The sequence below is a fragment of the Psychrilyobacter piezotolerans genome (assembly GCF_003391055.1).
GTDB lineage: Bacteria > Fusobacteriota > Fusobacteriia > Fusobacteriales > Fusobacteriaceae > Psychrilyobacter > Psychrilyobacter piezotolerans.
Genome location: NZ_QUAJ01000012.1, coordinates 16,299 through 34,386, shown reverse-complemented (window position 1 = coordinate 34,386; position 18,088 = coordinate 16,299). Strand labels below are relative to the sequence as shown.

The window sequence follows — 18,088 nt, the reverse complement described above, 5'->3', positions numbered from 1 at the left end:
CAATAGGAATTTTTTACAAAAGGATAAAATAGAGGTGAGTTCTCAGTTGATAACCTTTTTTTAATAGATTTATCTTATTGTTTTTTTAGGTTTCAGCACACCGATGATAGTTGCTGCTAGGATAGCTCCTTCAGTCATTACTTTCTTCTAATTCTTCGATAGTTGTTTTATATTCAGTTTTTAACTTTGTTGTTTCTGATAATTTGTTAATTATTCCTTGAAGCGTTCCCATATAAAAAGATGCTACTGCAAATATAATAATAATAGAAACTATTACTCCTAGGATAGTTTGTTTAGATTTTCTAATATTACTCATTTACCAGACCTCCTTATATTTTATTATTCCAACTAACACCGTGAGATTTTCTATAGTATAATATGCAATTTTATTTTTTTTCCTCTTTTTCTATCTTTTTCAAAAATTTCAGGAAAAAAATTAAAGGGATAGTTGTTTTTATTTTGAAAATACAGATTAAAATATTGTTGAAATTCCTTATAATTACTTGATCTGAAAAAAATTGAAATGTATTTTTGATATTTTATGTATAATTATAGTGGATAAAAAAGAGGAGAAGTTATCAAAGAGGTCCTCGGATCAATCAAGAGATATCTTATATTTATGAAGAATTAAGATTTTATAAAGAAAGCTCGTAGGGCTTCTACACCTAAAATAATAATAAAAATTATTTTTTTATAAATTTAGGTAGGAATAAATAGAATAAAAAAGGAGAATTTATGGAAAAATTATATCCGTTAAAATTTAAAAAAGTATTCAAGGAAAAAATATGGGGAGGGAGGAGTTTTAGTGAAAAACTAAATATGATCCTGCCAACAGAAAAGTTATACGGGGAATCCTGGGAAGTCAGTTCCCATAAAAATGGAATGAGTGTTGTTGAAAACGGCAGACTGGAAGGAAAGACTCTGGAGGAGTTGTTTTTGGATTATAAAGGTGATTTTGCAGGAGAAAATATATATACTAAATACGGAAAAAAGTTCCCCCTGCTGATAAAATATCTGGATATCAACGACAGATTGTCTGTTCAGGTACATCCAAACGATGATTATGCCCTGAGAGTAGAGGGAGAATCTGGAAAATCTGAATCGTGGTATATATTGGAAGCCAGTGAGGATGCCAGATTAATCATGGGATTAAAAAGAGGGATAACTCCGGAAATTTTTGCACAAAAAACAAAGGATAAAGATTTTAAGAATTTATTTAATGTTATTTCGGTAAAAAAAGGGGATTTTATAAGTATAACTCCCGGGCTTATCCATGCAAGTCTGGAGGGGAGTGTACTAATATGTGAAGTACAGCAAAATTCGGATACGACCTATAGAATCTATGATTTTGACAGGTTAGTTGACGGAAAACTTCGGGAGCTTCATCTGGATAAAGCCATGGAGGTGATAGATTATGAAAATATTCCCCGGATTAGCAGCGAAAAAAACAGAGTGAATATAAAAATAGACGGGGGATTGAAACAGGAAATTATCCGGGATAAATATTTTAATATAGATAAACTTCTGTTAGAGGAAAAGTTTGAAGATACAGATAGAGCTTCATTTATGATCTATTCCATCTTGGAAGGAGAGGGGAATCTGACTTGTGATGGTGTGAGTTATCCCATAAAAAAAGGGGATACATGGTATATACCTCCTAAATTAGAGGTGGCAGTAGAGGGGAAATTAGAGATATTAAAAACTTATCTGTAGAAAGTCAAACTTCTAAATTCTGAGAAAAATTTAATTCTATAAGAAAATCCTTTGCCACCAGTTAACACCGATTAAAATTATCAATGTACAGTTGATAAAGTTGATAATCTATAATACATAGAAAAATTTATATCTGTATAAATCAGCTAATAAATAATCGTATATCACTCTGTGTTAGCTGTTTCAAAAAAATGTTGAAAAAATTGGTGTAATTAGTGACAAAAAAAGTAAAAAAAATGGCTTCCCACTGGGAAGCCTTGATTTTATATATATGGCGATGAGAGAGGGATTCGAACCCTCGGTAGATTGCTCTACACATACGTTCCAGGCATGCGCCTTCGACCACTCGACCATCTCACCACTTCTCAACTATAATACTATACTTTATAGGATAAAGCAAGAAAAAAAAGCTCGATTTAATCAAATCTTTTTTCTTTTCCCCACCAATCTACACCAATGATATAAGAGTACCAAATTTTTTATTCGCATCATTCGCGGTTAAATTCTTAATTCTATACTCTCCATTCTGAATTTTTAATTTTAGAGAACTCTTAAAATATCATCGGTGGTATAGATCATCTCAAATTTATCTAAGTTATCGATAATATGCTCTTTTTTCTTAGCAGGGAGTTTTTTAGTGTAGTAAGTCTTGGTTTTGTCATAAGTTTTAACCACCTCAAACTCCTCCAAAATATTTATATTTTTAGGCAGGGTTAAATTATCACTTATTTTTACAGCCCCATCTACATGGACATCTTCCCTTGTAATAACCATAAAATCCCCTTCAATCCTGCTGGCAGGAAGCTCATTGTAGAAGATGTAGTAGTCATAACCACCAAAGTATCTATCTGAAACATCTAAAAACTCGGAAAAATAATGGGGGAGAGAATCTCCGGTAATAACCAGGGTTTTTTTATTGTGTACTTTATTCCAAAGCCCCATGGTGTAAATTATGGTTTTCATCCCACGGTTCCCTGAATAGATAACCAAAGGGTTTTCTTTTTTTCTAAAGATAGTGGATAGAACTTCTTTTTGCAGAGGATTATAATCTAAATCTCCCAGGATAAAAGTTTTTATATCCTTCAATATCCCTCCGGCTTTAAAATGATTGGTTTTAAAATTATGATCGTAATCTATGGTGATATGGATATTGTAGTTTTCATCTTTTTTTATGATCTCTGTAATACCCACTTTAAATTTAAAGTTGTAGTCATAGGTTAAATTTTTTAATATATTTTCAGTCTGCTGGGGGAGATACCCTATAATGGATTTTCCTGAGTTTACAGTGATCCCGTTGGAGTACTCAAGATATGTAGGAGAATTGATATCTATATCCCTTTTGGTATAGATCACTTCCTTCATGGGAAAGGTTGTGTCATACAGGTCGATACTTTCCTTCAACAGGTTATTCTCTGAGTTTCCTTCCCTGATATCCTCTACAAACATCTTCACATTGAACCTGTCCATATATGTATCCACCTTTAATTTAAAGGCCACATCTACAGATTTCATCTCCACCAGTCTCTCAAAGTGATGGGAACTGCCGAACCAGACACAGTTTTTCAAGGCAGTGCCGTCTGCAGACACAGCGTCAAACATGATGTGGGTTTTATCCTTCCCTATCAGTCTGACCCTGTCTAAGATAACATTTTTTACTTCAAAGAGGGGTGTTGCATTCCCAAAACCATAGGGTTCGGCTTTTTCTAATTCATCATTAAAATTATATGTGAGTTTTGTAAAACTGATTTCCTTGTCGATCTTTATGGGTTTTTTATAATCTTCATGTGATAGTTTGGAACCTGCATCTTTATTTATTTTATCTCTAAATTCATGGACTCTGTCAGCATCTATGGAAAAACCTGCTGCTCCTGCATGACCACCATATTTGATGAATATCTCCTTCATGGAATTTAATCCCTCGATAATTGAATATCCCTCGATACTCCTGCACGAAGCCTTTGAAATACCATCTTTCTCCTCCATAATTATAGTGGGTTTATAGTATTTATCCACGATTTTAGAAGCTACGATTCCCACTACCCCGTGGTGAAATCCTACTCCGGAGACCACGATAACGTTATCCTCGTAGTATCTGTTTTTTTCAATTTCGGCTTCTACTTTTTCCAGAATATCAGCCTGGACTTCCTTTCTTTCACAGTTCTGGCCTATCAGCTTTTTTGAGATCTCCCGGGCTTCCACCATGGAATCACTGATGAGGAGTTTAACTCCCATCTTGGCATCTTCTAATCTGCCGGCAGCATTAAAGATCGGTGCTATGATAAATCCTACATCGTAGGTATTGAATTTTTTCTCCTCTAAATCATCAAAGATAGTCTGGAGTAAGATCTGCAAGCCTAAGTGATTAGTATGTTTTAACTGCTCTAAGCCCAATTTAGTAAAAATCCTGTTTTCTGCCTTGAGAGGGACTATATCGGCAATGGTACCCATGGCAACTATATCCAAATACTGATAGATCTCCTCCTTTCTGCCTAGAGTTTTATAGAGTCCCATCATCAGCATAAATGCAGTTCCTACCCCGGCAAGATATTCAAATTTGTAGGCGTTGTCCTCCCTCTTGGGGTTTACCACAGCATATGCAGGGGGCAGGATATTGTTTATGTCATGATGGTCAGTGATGATGACTGTGAGTCCTATGGAGTTGGCATATTCTACCTCCTCCACCGACGAGACACCACAGTCCACGGTAATTACCAGATCTCCTCCCTGTTCCCTGATGTGGGATAAAGATTCCTTGTTTAATCCGTATCCTTCATCCCTCAGAGGGATATAGTAATCTACCTTATAACCCAGCTCTTTCAGGGCCAGATAACAGAGGGAAGTAGAGGTTATTCCGTCTACATCATAGTCGCCGTAGATAAATATTGTTTTTCCAGATTCTCCCACTTCTATGATCTTATCTGCAGATTTTTTTATATCGGAAAATTCAAAGGGCGAAACTATATTTTCGATCTTTGGGTGGATGAATTTTTCTATCTTTTCATGGGTATCTATCCCACGGTTGATCAGGATATTAAGAAAATCCTTGCTGAGTCCCAGGGACTCAAAGTTCTTTGTATTGTGTATATCTTTATGTATCCATCTTGTTTCCATATATTGCCTCCAAACTCTCTCTATAAATTTAAAAATGTTTGGTTATAGAAAAAAACTATAACCACGAATTTTCGCGAACCTGCACTAATATTTTGAATATTTTTTATAGTTATATATTACCATAATTATAAATTTTATAGGGAAAATTAGTTTTGAGAGTTTATGTTAGGACCTGGATAAAAATATTTTAAAGATGTTTTTGGATCAAAAAAAAAGTAAAAAAAAAAAGGATTTTGAAACATTAGTGCTAATATAAAGTTTACCTTTAGCTCTCTTTTTATATATTAAAGCTGCGATATTTGCAGTCGTGGATTTCATGGGTGGCGGGAATTAAACCCGTGCCTAACTGTAAAAAAAATCCCTCCTAAGCTACTATATCGTAGCTTTCTACTTAAGAGGGATTATACTGATTTTTTAGTATCCTTTTATTTGGTATCTTTTAAAAAATTGGTTGCGATTTTTGTTTGAAATTGTCTGCGAGATTAATCAACTTTTCTAAATCTTTTTCTAACTGGTTTGTTTTTCTTTTAAAATTTTCCTTAGGTTGAAGTTCTTTTTTATATTCTATTCCTATGTCATCAAAAATTTTTTCCATTCTTCGGGCTATTTTCTCCATTCTATGTTCAAATTCATCATCTGATAAACCTTTTTCATCTATGGAAAAAACATATCCTGCTGGTCTTACTTTAGCAAGTGAGATTAAAAGTTCATAATCTTTTTCTAATCTCTTTAATTCTTCTTCAGCGACTAATTTCCTTGTTTTTCTTAATTTTTTGATTTCTTTTAATTTATCAATCATAAAAACAACCTCCCCAATTTACTTTCTTAGGTTATTCAATGGAAAATAATTTTTCCTTCAAAAATAATAATTTACCGATAGTTATAACTGCTCCTTATGATACCAATAATTGAAACAGCATTACCGATATTTACTTCAAAAAAATCAGTATAATTTTTTGTTATGAGAATAAAAAGTTGTAAACTTATAATAGAATAGAAAACGGAGGTAGGGTATGAATGAAACTTTAAAAACTATAAATAACAGGGTATCTCTCAGATGGTATGAGAAGAAAAAAATCTCGACGGAACATATGGATAAAATAATAGAGTCGGCAATCGGTGCTCCTACAGCAGGGAATATGGTCATGTATTCAATTATTCATATTCAAAATAAGAAAACCATGAAAAAACTGGCCATATCCTGTGATTCTCAGCCATTTATAGGAACAGCTTCCGATATCCTGATCTTTGTTGCTGATTTTAATAAATGGAACAGTTATTATAAAAATGAAGGTGTCTATTGTGATAAAGGCAGAAGGCCTGGAAATGCAGAGATGCTCCTGGCCTTTGAAGATACCATGATAGCCTCGGAAAATGCTGTGATTGCAGGTGAAAGTTTAGGGATAGGAAGCTGCTATATAGGAGATATTCTGGAAAATTATGAATACCATAAAGAATTATTAGATCTGCCGGATTATACCATACCTTTAGGGATGCTGACCTTCGGATATTATCCAAAAGATTATAAGAGGGTAAAAAGAGAAAGGTTCAACAGGGAGTTTATTGTCTTTGATGAAAAATACAAAAAGCTGGATAAGGCAGAGCTGAAGACGATGTTTGAATTAAAGGAAAAAGAATTTAGTACGAAAGATTCCAATGAGGGAAAATCTTTTGCAGGGGAATTCTATAAGAGAAAAACAAATTCAGATTTTATGGAAAACTTTGAAAGATCGGTAGATCAGTGGTTTAAAAATTGGAAATAATAAAAAAGATTACTTCTATATATTAAACATAGAAGTAATCTTTTTTACTAAACGCATAGGTCTCCTACCAGAAGATGATTTCTATCCTCATGTAGAGCAGCTATTAAAAGAATTTAGGCCACCCTTAAGACTTTTCATAGATTTAAATCCGTTTTTTTCCATAGTTATGCAAGCACCCCTAGCGTAATTTCCACGGGTACATACAACTACATAAGTTTTATTTTTATCCAATTTTTTTATTTCATTTTCAAAGTTTTTACCTTCATAATCTATCATGATAGCATCTTCAACTAAAGAAGGAACGGCGATTATCTCCTTTGGAGTTCTGACATCTAAGACTAGAGTGTTGTCACTTTCTAATAATTTCAAAGCTTCGTCTTTTGAGATGTCGAATGTTTTACCTTTTTTTCCGAATCTTAAACCTAAGATTTTTAACATAGGTCAATTACCAGTTTTAATTTTTTCTATAATATTCATGACTTACACTCCCTTTATCTATAGTTTTTATTTACGAAAAAGAACTTCGATGATTTTTATTATCCTTTCATTGGAGATGGAATAATAAACTTCCAAGCCTTTTCTCTCACCTTTGATAATTTTTTCAGCCTTTAATTTAGATAAGTGCTGCGATATTGTAGATTGTGGTGCCTCAAGACAATGTTGCATTTGAGTTACATTGGCTTTTTTGACTGCAATTAAATTTTTTACTATGCATAATCTTATAGGATGAGATAGAGCTTTTAAGACGCTAGCTTTATTTTCAAATAATTCTGGATCATCTTTGTAATATAACAAATTGTACCCCCTATATAAAATTCATTTATTTGTATATTCAAATAATACGATTTAATCGGCTAAATGTCAAGTGATTATTTAAAAGACACAAAATATATACTTGATCTTAAGTATATATTTTGTGTCTGAATAGATAATCTTAAGTTTGATGTTCATCTAAATATATCTCTCTTTAACCTGCTGAATCCATCAAAGGCAATTTTATTTATAACAAAGGTTGTAAGGATGAGGGAGAGAGTTCTGATGCAGAAAATCCCAAGCATGATACTTATCTGGTATTTAATAGCTGTAAAGGGAGAAGCACCGGCTAAGATTTGTCCTGTCATCATCCCCGGTAAAGCCACCAATCCAATGGTGGCCATATTGGCAAGATCAGGCTGAAGGGAGGAAATTATAGATCTCCTGTAAAACTCTCGGAGTGCCTCAAACTTTGTAGCCCCCATGGAAAGAAGGTAAAAATATGAATCTTCCCCATCTTTTATCTGGGTAAAAAAGTTATTCAAAAATATAATCTGCCCCTTGAGTACATTCCCCAAAAGCATACCGCTCACAGGGATGATATATCTGGACTCAAAAAAATTGGTATCAGGTAAAATTATAACCTGGTACAGGGTATAGACTGTGGTCCACGACAAAAATATAGAGCCCAAGAGGGGAAAAATTAATTTTTTATAACTTAATTTTACCATATCTATGGCAGAGACCGATGCCACCGTTATCATCAGGAGGATATAAATAAAGTTTACAGCCCAGTTATTAAATTTAAAGATATATTCTAAATAGATCCCCACTAAAAACAACTGGATAATCATCCGTCCCATGGAGGTGACGGATTTTTTTACAAGGTTTACCCTGAAAAACCTCAATCCCAAAATCAATAAAAAAAGCGGAACCAGCAATAGGAAAATATTAAAAAAAGATATATTCATAAGATCACCACCCCATTACTTGGAATTCATCATAATCCAGCCACTGGTTGTCGTGGGAGGAAACTATAACGGTTTTATTTAAGTTTTTTATGATCTCGATAACTTTTATTTTTAAATCGTGATCCAGCCCGGAAGTGACCTCATCCAGGAGGAGGATCTCTCTGTCTAAAAGTAAAACCAATATGAGGGCAATCCTCTGTTTTTCTCCCCCGGATAAAAGGGAAGGAGATTTTTTTAATATGCTTTTATCCAGCTCAAACTTTTCCAAGAGTTCATAGAGGGAAGAATTAGACAGCTTGATACCCTTGTTTTTCTGAAATGAAAATATAAGGTGGATGTATTTTTCTACGCTGTCTTCGGTAAAAAGGATATTTTGACCGATGTAGGCAAATTTTTGACGGAGGGTATCGATGTTATTCTGCCCTAAAACCTCTCCATCTATAAGAATTCTCCCGCTGTCTATGGGGATATAGCCCATGATTACCTTTAAAAGGGTGCTTTTCCCGGCTCCAGAAGGCATTTTGAGGAGAATTTTTTGATTCTTTTTAATCTGCAGATTTAAATTTATAAAGATCGGCTGCTGTTTTAACTTTAAATTTATTTCTTCTAACTTTATCATAAGAACCCTCCTGTATATTTTTGCTCAGTTCACGGATCTTTTCTTCCTTAACCCTTCCCGATCTCGAAACTTTAGCCCGGAAATTTAACTTTGTCAAGGAGATGAAAAACTCCTCCTGAAAAGGGAGGAGTTTTTAAATTTTAATCTTTATAGAGGTTTTTATATTTATAGTAGCTGGTGATAACATTCTTTATAAATTCCTGTGAATCTGAATATGGTATCTGCTCCACATCGATATCCCCGTTCTTATCTAATTTCCAGCTGGAGACAAGGTCTTTCCCGTCGTAAAAACCGGCGATGGTCAGACTTATATTGTCATTAAAATCAGACAAAAGATATTCCAGATGTTTAACTCCAATATGGATATTCACTTCAGGATCTAAAAGTTTTTCAAAAGTTATGTCAGGGTCATATAGTTTAGCTGTTTTAAGATCTAACTGCAGAAGCCCGAAATAAGTACCCTTAAAAATTAAACCTGGCTCAAACTTACTTCCCTCCCTGATAAGACTGAAGATAAGAGCCTCTTCCACGTCATATTTTTTACTGTATTTTTTTACCAGATCGTTATAATATCTAGGGTATAGATAGGGATAAAGATTTGAATATTTAGAAAACTCTTCCTCAGCAGAGAGGGAGGATCTCATAGCTAAATCATATAATTTAATTTTTTCTAAATAAGATGTTTTAATAAAAGTCTCAAAAGTCTTATCTTCGGGAAAATTGAGAGTATCAGATTCAATAATTAACAGCTGGGGGTCACCTAATCCAGACAGCTGGCCCAGAACAGCTAAAGAATCTTTGTAGACACGCATCTTATAATTTATAGGATATTCTTCCAACACCCTGGCAGTCTTAGTGATATTGAAAGCCACTTGATAATAGTAGGAGTTTAGGTTGTGTTTGATTATCCAATTTAAGTAATTTGGGTTTTTACTTTCGTTATATAGCATATTTCGATAGTAGCCAGCCAGGTTGGAATTTGGATAAGTCTGTATATACTTAATTGCAGATTCCTTAAACAGATCCATCTGGGATGAGTTGAAATAAGACCTGGTCAGAAGTTCGTGAGCTTTATCGGTATCCAGCTTTTTACTCCACAGGATAGCTTCCTCATAATTTTCTAAAATGAAATAAATTCTTCCGATGGAATAGATGGACTTTTCCAAATAAGGGGATCTATCAACTAATTTATATTTTTGTATAGCCTCCAATGGTTTGTTGGATTTTTTTAAGGCATTTCCCCAAAAATAATAATAATCGGAATCTGTATTACCGGAACTGAATTGATTTTTTATAAGGTCTATCATAAGGTCGTATTGGTCTGCCTCCTCTAAGATGTTCAGGGTACCGATGACGATCTCTTTATTGTTAGAGGTAGAATTAATTGATTTTTTATAAGCCTTATAAAATTCTAAAAAGAGTCCCTTTGAATACAGGTAATGCCCTATCATCTTTAGATCGTCGTCTTTTAATTTGTCGATATTTTTATAATTGTTTTTGTATTTTATCTCCAATATATAGTTGTAATAAGGATTTTTGGAGGCAAGGATATTAAGGGCTTTTTTTTCAAAGGGCTCCAAATCAGGTGAATAATAATCCTTTATGAGGGTCAGATACTGGTAGTGTGCATTGGTGAAATAACCCAGCCGGGAATAGATCTCACCTAAATAAAATCCCCGTCTGAATTCAAAATAATTAGATTTTTTAAACCCTGGAAATTTTAAATATTCAGGAGTGTAGATAGATGAATCTAAATATTTGAGAGCATTTTTTAATTCCCCAATCTCATAGTAGTTCATGGCAATATAGTAATCGGGATAATGAGAGTTAACCAGTTTAGAGTCTTTATAGATCTCTATAAAATTTTCAAACTCTATTTTTGCCTGATCAAAGTTTCCATTGAGATAATGATTCTTTGCCTGTGTAAAGGCTTTGTACCCCCCTATATCATCTGAGGAAAATAGGGTAGTAAAAATAAATATATATAATAAGATAATTTTTTTCATGGAATTCTCCTTTTTAATTAATATCTGAATTTTTGCATTATTACAGCCCTTAATCCAGTCTTTACAAGATTTAAATTACCGGAAAACACCGGTAGAATGCTGATATTAATTAGAGTATACCATAAAAGCGGCGAATAAAAAGCAGGCTGTAAAAAGTATCCGATTTTTTTAGTTTTAAGGATTAAAAATAGGGTATAATAAGTTAAATATAAAAATGAAACAATTAAACTAAAAAAGAAATAGTCAGAATTTTATAATTTTGCTATAATATTAAGGCTATTTTTTAGAAGGGGTAATGTTATTATGAGTAGGATAAGAATACTGGATGAAAGTGTATCTAATATAATTGCAGCGGGAGAGGTAGTAGAGAATCCAGCCAGCATGATAAAGGAACTGATAGAAAACTCACTGGATGCCGGGGCAGGATCTATCAGAGTAGAGGTAAAAAATAATGGTCGAGATGTAAGGCTTGTTGATACAGGGATGGGAATGGGAAAAGAAGATTTGTTTCTATGTGTGGAGAGACATGCTACTAGCAAGATTAAGGATAAAGGGGATATCTTTAATCTTACTAGCTATGGATTCAGAGGTGAAGCACTGGCCTCTATAGGATCTATATCCAAGATGATTATTTCCAGTAAAACCAATGATTCCAAAACCGGACATAAGATAAATTTAAATGCCGGAAAGGTCACTAAATATGAAGAAATATCCAGAGCGGTTGGAACAGAAATAGTCATCAAAGATCTTTTTTTTAATACTCCGGCAAGACTTAAATTTTTGAGGAAAAAATCTACTGAATATGCACGGATAAGGGAGATTGTTTTAAAGGAAGCCCTCTACAACACCGAGGTTTCATTTTCTCTGCTTTTAGATGGGAGGGAGGTCGTAAAAACCAGTGGTCGTGGGATAGAAAATACGATCTTAGAACTATTCGGGAGAAATACACTGAAAAATTCAACAAAATTTTCTCTGGGATACTGGGGAAATATGAATCTCCTAAAATCAAATAAGGATTCTATATACACCTATGTAAACGGCAGATATGTCAAATCTAAAACCATTGAAAAAGCTGTTTTAGATGCTTATTATACTAAATTAACCAGAGGCAGATATCCCTTTGCAATAATATTTTTTGATATCTCACCTGATTTAGTAGATATCAATGTTCATCCCTCTAAAAAAATCATTAAATTTGTGGATGAAGATGGTGTATACAGGGAAATATTAGATTGTTTAACCGATGCTATCTACAGAGATGACAGGAAAAATTCTATCTCACTAAAAATAGAGGAAGATGGGGATGAAAATCAAAGTCCGATCCAAAATAACCTGTTAGATTTTGAAGAGCTGGAAAATTTAATAACTCCCAGGGTAAATAAAGTGATAAAAACGGAGCAGCCTGCCCTGATAAAAGAAGAAAAATTAAAGAATAAGGTCAGTGAGAGGATTGCTAAGGCTTACAGGTACAGTCAGGAATATGAGGCCACTCTCCCTTCTGTTCCTCCTTTGGAAATAAAGGAAGATGAAATTCCTCCAGAAAAGGGGAAAGAATCCGTTGAAATCGAAAAGATCCTTGTGGCAGAAAAGCAGAATGATGAAGATCATGAAAATCCAGAAGAAGTGAATGAGATTAAAAATGATTACAGGGTTTTAGCCCAACTCCATAATATGTATATCCTGGTTGAGACAGAGGAAGAGTTGGAGATCTATGATCAGCATATTGTCCACGAGAGGATCCTATATGAAAAATTAAAGGATAAACACTACAACAAAAAAATATCTGTTCAAAATTTATTAGTCCCTATAAAATTGGAGTTGAATGGATATGAAACTGAGATTGTCAGGGGTAATTTGGAGTTGTTCAGTGAATTTGGTTTTGAGGTAGAGGAATTTTGTGACAATGAAATTTTAATCAGAGGAGTTCCGATATTCAACTTTAGAGTCGGTGTAGAAGATACATTCAGGTACCTGCTGGAAAACTTAGGCGGTGGTGACCCCAGGGAAAAAGTGATCATATCCATGTCTTGCAGAAATGCTATAAAGGCAGGGGAAAAATTGACCCTGGAGGAGATGGAAACCTTGATATCGGATCTGCATAAGGTTGGGAAATATACCTGCCCCCATGGCAGGCCGATAATATTAAAGATGACTTTTGATGAGATGAATAAAAAGTTTAATCGGAAATAATATCTTTGGAAAAAAAGACCTGTCTAACGTCTAAAAAGTAGTGAGTGGCAAAAAACAAAAATTAAGATAGGAAAAATTACATTTTTTGTGTAGAATTAATTAGAGCAAAGATCTAAACAAGGAGACAAAGATGGTAAATGTAAACATTGTTTGCGTAGGGAAGGTAAAAGAAAAATATATTAATATGGGAATAGATGAATTTACTAAAAGGTTGTCTGCCTATACGAAATTAAAAATTATCGAATTAAAAGAAGATGGAAACGATAAAAACAGAGACCAATCCATGGAGAAGGAAGCCGGACAAATAATAGAGACTATCTCTAAAAATAGAGGATATTCTATCCTAATGGATATAGGCGGGAAAAAGTTTTCATCGGAAGAGATGTCTAAAAAAATAGAACAAATAACAGTCAACGGAAATAGTACAATTAACTTTATTATTGGCGGATCCTATGGGGTAACTAAGGAAGTCAGGAGTGCTGTGGATTTAAGGATGAGTTTTTCAGACTTAACATTCCCTCATCAATTAATGAGACTTATATTGTTTGAGCAGGTTTATCGTTGGTTTAGTATATTAGGAAATAGTAAATATCATAAGTGAGGTGGGAAAAATGTATGCTGTTGGAGAAAATTTTGAATATATGATAGAAGAGGAAGAATGCGACATATCTGTAGTAGGGGATATAATGATGTTCGGAGATGAATATTTAATAGGAGAAGACCTAGATGGAAAGAGGTATGTTTTTATATATAGGGAAGATGAAGAGATAGTTGAACTAGTTGATGAAGAGGATGAAGCATCAGATATCATGGATAACTGGGAGGATGAATATTATGCCGGTGGAACAGATATTGGCGACTGGGATGATGACTCATACTACGAAAGGGAAGATAAAATAACTACTGGTTCCGATGATACAGAAGCATATTTTGAAGATGATGATTATTCTGAAAGTGAAGAAGATGTAGATTCATTTATATCCGGTTTAATGGGAGAATAGCAGATGAAACTAAGGATAAGAACAACAGATAGTTTTGGAGAAAATTATGATGCAACCTTTGATGCAACTAGAGAAGACAATAAAATAGGTGTTAAATACACATACTCCGATGAATATGCAAAGGTTAGAATATTTATCTTGAAGGACAAGGTGCAGATAGTAAGAGATGGGGATATAAAGAGCAATAAGCTTTTGAAAGCAAATCAAAGGACTGCTTTTTCCTACAGGGCATCATATATGAATAGAAATTTTGAAATTTTTACTAAATCTCTTACCATAGAAGATAAAAAAATCAGTGCTTTATATTCTATAATTGAAGAAAATGAAGTGGTGAACGAATTGACTCTAAAGATAGATGAACTATAATTTATGGTAAAAATAAAAAAAATTTGATATAATAGAGCAAGAGATTGCTCTATTTTTATTTAAAATTAACCTTTGGAGGATGAGATGAAAAAATTAATATTATTTGTAACCATCTTGTTGGGGGTTAGTATAGGATCTTATGGTGCTGTAGATAATTCTAAGAAAATAGATGAAGTTAATAAAAAAATAATTAAAGAACTATCTTTATTCTATGGGGGCTATGAAAAAATATATTCCCATGGGATAAATAGACAAAATATTGCTTTTCTTTTGGGAGAAGTTGAACCTAGTGGAGCTAAAAAGGTTGAATATGACTTTGAGACCATTCCAAATGGGGAGGTAATAAGCCTGGGTTTAGATGAAAAAATTGAATTTAAAAACATATCCCAGATAAAAAAACTAAAAGTAGTGGAGAAAACACATAAAAATTCCCTTGTAGATCTAAAAAAAGAAGGAGAGAATCTGAGAATTACTTTTTCCAGTGTAGGAGAATATAAGCTATCTTTCACAGAAAAAAATCAAATGATTAAAGAGATAATTTTTAAGAAAATTGCAAAGTATCAGCCATTTCCTGAAGATATAGAGAAAAATATAGAAGATTCCTATAATGACGGTGATTTTAAGTTCTTGAATGAAAATTTACTGCTTTTAAAAACTTTTTTTCCAGATTCAGAAGAGATAGAAAAGGGTCTTTTTTATGCTTTAGAACTGAATGAAAAAAATAAAAATTACGATGCAGTGAGAAATATCTCAAAAATATTGGTGAGTAAATATAGGTTAGATGATGAAAAAAAGGAAGAGATAATAGAAATATATCTAAATGCCCTAAAAAAATTAGGTGAAACAGAGGAATACCTTGAGTTTTTAGAGAGATTATCTGCCTATGATAAAAAATATGAATCAGAATATTTAGATGCTTCTATAAATTATAAAAACTATAGTTTAGGAGCTGTTAAATTAGCTGAAACTCAAATTTTAATTGAGTCTTCTCCAAAAGTCACAAATTATTTAGGGGATTATTATCATCAATTAAAAGATTACAATAAGGCAAGAAACTATTATAAAACAGGTGAAAATTTTGAAAAATTAGCTCTGATATATCTGGAAACAGGAGATAAGGTCAGCTATGAGAACCTGAAATCAGAGGCAGATCCTGAACAAATAGATAAAATAAAAAAAATAGAAATCAAATATTTAGAGAGAAAAAAACTTGAAAAATATATTGGAAATGCAGAAAAATATACCCGTGAGGGGAGGCTGCAGGAGGCCGAACTATATTATAAACGATCTCTAGAAAAAGATATATCATCGGATTTAAAAAGTAATATCTATTATAAGCTGGCGGATCTGTATTATAATTTAGATGAATTTGAGTTGGCAGAAAAAAACTTGAAATCCATAGATATTAAAGTTTTGGATGAGGAGTTTTTTGGAGGTTATTACTATTTAGGTGGGATGATCTACTATAATTTGGAAAACTATCATGAGAGTTCCGGGTATTTTAAAACATTAATTAAAAAGTTTCCAAACACTACCCTCAGTAACAGGGGGAGGATCTACATATTAAAAATAGAAAAAATAAATAAAAATAAATTAGAAAAAGAGGTTGAGTATGAATCAAATAGTTGAAAGTAATGACCACATTGTCCAAGACAAGTGGAACAAGGTAGAAGAGATCAAAGCAATGGGAATCGAACCATTTGGTAGAAAGTACATCAAATTAAATATGGTAGAAGATATTATAAATTCAGAGGTTGAATTCGATAAAGATCCTGAAAATTATAATGAAACATTTCAAACTGCAGGAAGAATCATGGCATTTAGACCGGCAGGAAAAAATGCAGTATTTGGTCATATTGAAGACCAGACTGGAAGAATCCAATTTTATATCAGGAAAGATGTAGTTGGAGATGAGTCATTTGAAGTAATGAGCAAAATTGGAACTGGAGATTTTATAGGGATCAAAGGTGGAGTATTTAAAACAGGTAAGGGAGAATTCACGTTAAGAGCGACTGACTTTGAATTTTTATCTAAAAATATCAAACCATTGCCAGATAAATTCCACGGATTAACAGATGTAGAAACTAGATATAGACAAAGATATGTAGATCTTATCATGAATAGAGAAGTTAAGGATACATTCATCAAAAGAACTAAAATTATAAGTCATATAAGAAATATCTTAACACAAAAGGATTTCTTGGAAGTTGAAACTCCTATGATGCATCCAATCGTTGGAGGAGCTTCTGCCAGACCTTTCGTAACACACCATAACACTTTAGATATGCAGTTATACTTAAGAATAGCTCCAGAATTATACCTGAAAAGGTTAATTGTTGGTGGATTTGATAAAGTATTCGAAATAAACAGAAACTTTAGAAATGAAGGAATATCTACCAGACATAACCCTGAATTTACAATGATGGAACTATACCAGGCATATGCTGACTTTGAAGACATGATGGACATTACAGAAGAGATTATCACCAGTTGTGCAAAAGAAGTACTTGGAACAACTGACGTTGTATACAATGGTAAAGAACTAAAATTAGAAGGTTTCAAAAGAATACACATGGTAGACATCGTAAAAGAAGTTACCGGTGTAGACTTCTGGCCTGAGATGAGTGTAGAAGCTGCTAAAGAATTAGCAAAAGCAAATGAAGTGCACTTAGCTCCTCATATGGATACAGTAGGACATATCATCAATGAATTCTTCGAGCAGAAATGTGAGGATACAATAGTACAGCCTACATTTGTAATGGGTCATCCGGTAGAGATCTCTCCATTAGCGAAGAGAACAAAGGACGATGGCAGATTTACAGATAGATTTGAGCTGTTTATCGATGCAAGGGAATATGGAAACGCATTCTCAGAGTTAAATGATCCTGCAGATCAAAAAGGTAGATTTGAAGAGCAAGTAGCAGAAGCTACAAAGGGTAACGAAGAAGCTAATGCCGTAATTGATGAAGATTACATCAATGCGTTGGAGTACGGTCTTCCGCCAACAGGAGGATTAGGAATCGGGATCGATAGATTAGTAATGTTATTAACAGGAGCACCGTCAATTAGAGACGTAATCATGTTCCCGCAAATGAGAAAAAAATAGACTTTTTAAGAGGGCATAGAGAAATCTATGCTCTTTTTGTTTTGGAAAACATGTTTCACTCCTAAAGGAGCGAGATACTTTTTCTCAACAGCTAGAAATAAGTATCCAAAAAGAGCCGGAAGTTTATAAGTTGTCTTAGTTAGTTAGCCCAGTGATCCCCGTTTCTTATCGGGGTGCCTGACGGACATGATGAGCAGGACGAAACTCGCAAGATATTTACTGTTGTAGCTAAACGACTATAAACTTCAGAGTTATAAACAATAAGGTCACTTAAGAAAATTATTTTTTCTTGATTTTTTAACTTTGAAAGTGATATTACTTTGTACTTTCATATATCCTAGAGCGTTCAACAAATTAAGTTCCGCAGTTAAGCGAGGACTGTAGCTTTCAAAGCTCGTATATTAATATTTTACTTAGGAACAATTTTCAAAGTTTGAGCTTTTCTTTCCTCTGTTTCTTTTACTCACTAAAAGAAATAGAGCCAGTTAA

At 33.4% G+C, this 18,088-nt stretch carries 16 protein-coding genes and 1 tRNA gene; 8 read left to right on the top strand and 9 right to left on the bottom strand.

Going from position 1 to position 18,088, the window contains the following annotated elements; genetic code table 11:
• Positions 1-130: 130 nt before the first annotated feature.
• Complete coding sequence (locus DYH56_RS08085; RefSeq protein ID WP_114642342.1) at positions 131-316, bottom strand: hypothetical protein; 186 nt, start codon at positions 314-316, stop codon at positions 131-133.
• A 419-nt stretch (positions 317-735) separates the two neighbouring features.
• Here DYH56_RS08085 and DYH56_RS08080 point away from each other — a divergent pair, with 419 nt between their 5' ends.
• Positions 736-1,713: a type I phosphomannose isomerase catalytic subunit gene (locus DYH56_RS08080; protein ID WP_114642341.1), complete on the top strand. Its 978-nt coding sequence runs from the start codon at positions 736-738 to the stop codon at positions 1,711-1,713.
• Between the two features lie 272 nt (positions 1,714-1,985).
• On the opposite strand, the gene DYH56_RS08075 is transcribed toward DYH56_RS08080, so the two are convergent.
• The 3 genes from DYH56_RS08075 to DYH56_RS08065 all read right to left on the bottom strand — a co-directional run bounded on the left by DYH56_RS08075 (position 1,986) and on the right by DYH56_RS08065 (position 5,623).
• Positions 1,986-2,073 (bottom strand) — tRNA-Ser (locus DYH56_RS08075).
• A gap of 180 nt (positions 2,074-2,253) precedes the next feature.
• Positions 2,254-4,824: a single-stranded-DNA-specific exonuclease RecJ gene (recJ, locus tag DYH56_RS08070; RefSeq protein ID WP_114642340.1), complete on the bottom strand. Its 2,571-nt coding sequence runs from the start codon at positions 4,822-4,824 to the stop codon at positions 2,254-2,256.
• Positions 4,825-5,263: 439 nt separating this feature from the next.
• Entirely contained in the window at positions 5,264-5,623 is a 360-nt protein-coding gene (locus DYH56_RS08065) for a hypothetical protein (RefSeq protein ID WP_114642339.1), read from the bottom strand.
• Between the two features lie 214 nt (positions 5,624-5,837).
• Between DYH56_RS08065 and DYH56_RS08060 the strand changes: the two genes are divergently transcribed.
• On the top strand, positions 5,838-6,587 hold the full coding sequence (locus DYH56_RS08060) for a nitroreductase family protein (protein WP_114642338.1): 750 nt from the start codon (positions 5,838-5,840) through the stop codon (positions 6,585-6,587).
• Between the two features lie 87 nt (positions 6,588-6,674).
• On the opposite strand, the gene DYH56_RS08055 is transcribed toward DYH56_RS08060, so the two are convergent.
• The 5 genes from DYH56_RS08055 to DYH56_RS08035 form a co-directional block, all read right to left on the bottom strand.
• Positions 6,675-7,025, bottom strand: coding sequence for a rhodanese-like domain-containing protein (locus tag DYH56_RS08055; protein WP_114642337.1), 351 nt, complete (start codon positions 7,023-7,025; stop codon positions 6,675-6,677).
• Positions 7,026-7,091: 66 nt separating this feature from the next.
• Positions 7,092-7,382 (bottom strand): ArsR/SmtB family transcription factor, encoded by a 291-nt coding sequence (locus tag DYH56_RS08050; RefSeq protein ID WP_114642336.1) that lies wholly within the window; start codon positions 7,380-7,382, stop codon positions 7,092-7,094.
• A gap of 152 nt (positions 7,383-7,534) precedes the next feature.
• Complete coding sequence (locus DYH56_RS08045; RefSeq protein WP_114642335.1) at positions 7,535-8,311, bottom strand: ABC transporter permease; 777 nt, start codon at positions 8,309-8,311, stop codon at positions 7,535-7,537.
• Between the two features lie 4 nt (positions 8,312-8,315).
• Positions 8,316-8,930, bottom strand: coding sequence for an ABC transporter ATP-binding protein (locus tag DYH56_RS08040; protein WP_114642334.1), 615 nt, complete (start codon positions 8,928-8,930; stop codon positions 8,316-8,318).
• Between the two features lie 140 nt (positions 8,931-9,070).
• Positions 9,071-10,936: a transglycosylase SLT domain-containing protein gene (locus DYH56_RS08035; protein ID WP_114642333.1), complete on the bottom strand. Its 1,866-nt coding sequence runs from the start codon at positions 10,934-10,936 to the stop codon at positions 9,071-9,073.
• 303 nt (positions 10,937-11,239) lie between these two features.
• Here DYH56_RS08035 and mutL point away from each other — a divergent pair, with 303 nt between their 5' ends.
• The 6 genes from mutL (at position 11,240) to lysS (ending at position 17,599) form a co-directional block, all read left to right on the top strand.
• Positions 11,240-13,126 (top strand): DNA mismatch repair endonuclease MutL, encoded by a 1,887-nt coding sequence (gene mutL / locus DYH56_RS08030; RefSeq protein ID WP_114642332.1) that lies wholly within the window; start codon positions 11,240-11,242, stop codon positions 13,124-13,126.
• A 130-nt stretch (positions 13,127-13,256) separates the two neighbouring features.
• Positions 13,257-13,727 (top strand): 23S rRNA (pseudouridine(1915)-N(3))-methyltransferase RlmH, encoded by a 471-nt coding sequence (rlmH, locus tag DYH56_RS08025; RefSeq protein ID WP_114642331.1) that lies wholly within the window; start codon positions 13,257-13,259, stop codon positions 13,725-13,727.
• Between the two features lie 10 nt (positions 13,728-13,737).
• Positions 13,738-14,127 (top strand): hypothetical protein, encoded by a 390-nt coding sequence (locus DYH56_RS08020; protein WP_114642330.1) that lies wholly within the window; start codon positions 13,738-13,740, stop codon positions 14,125-14,127.
• 3 nt (positions 14,128-14,130) lie between these two features.
• A complete protein-coding gene (locus DYH56_RS08015; RefSeq protein ID WP_114642329.1) occupies positions 14,131-14,493 on the top strand; it encodes a DUF1934 family protein in 363 nt (120 codons plus the stop codon).
• An 84-nt stretch (positions 14,494-14,577) separates the two neighbouring features.
• Positions 14,578-16,122 (top strand): tetratricopeptide repeat protein, encoded by a 1,545-nt coding sequence (locus DYH56_RS08010; RefSeq protein WP_114642328.1) that lies wholly within the window; start codon positions 14,578-14,580, stop codon positions 16,120-16,122.
• Positions 16,106-17,599: a lysine--tRNA ligase gene (gene lysS, locus DYH56_RS08005; RefSeq protein ID WP_114642327.1), complete on the top strand. Its 1,494-nt coding sequence runs from the start codon at positions 16,106-16,108 to the stop codon at positions 17,597-17,599. Before DYH56_RS08010 ends, lysS begins: the two co-directional genes overlap by 17 nt.
• The last annotated feature ends 489 nt before the right edge of the window (positions 17,600-18,088 follow it).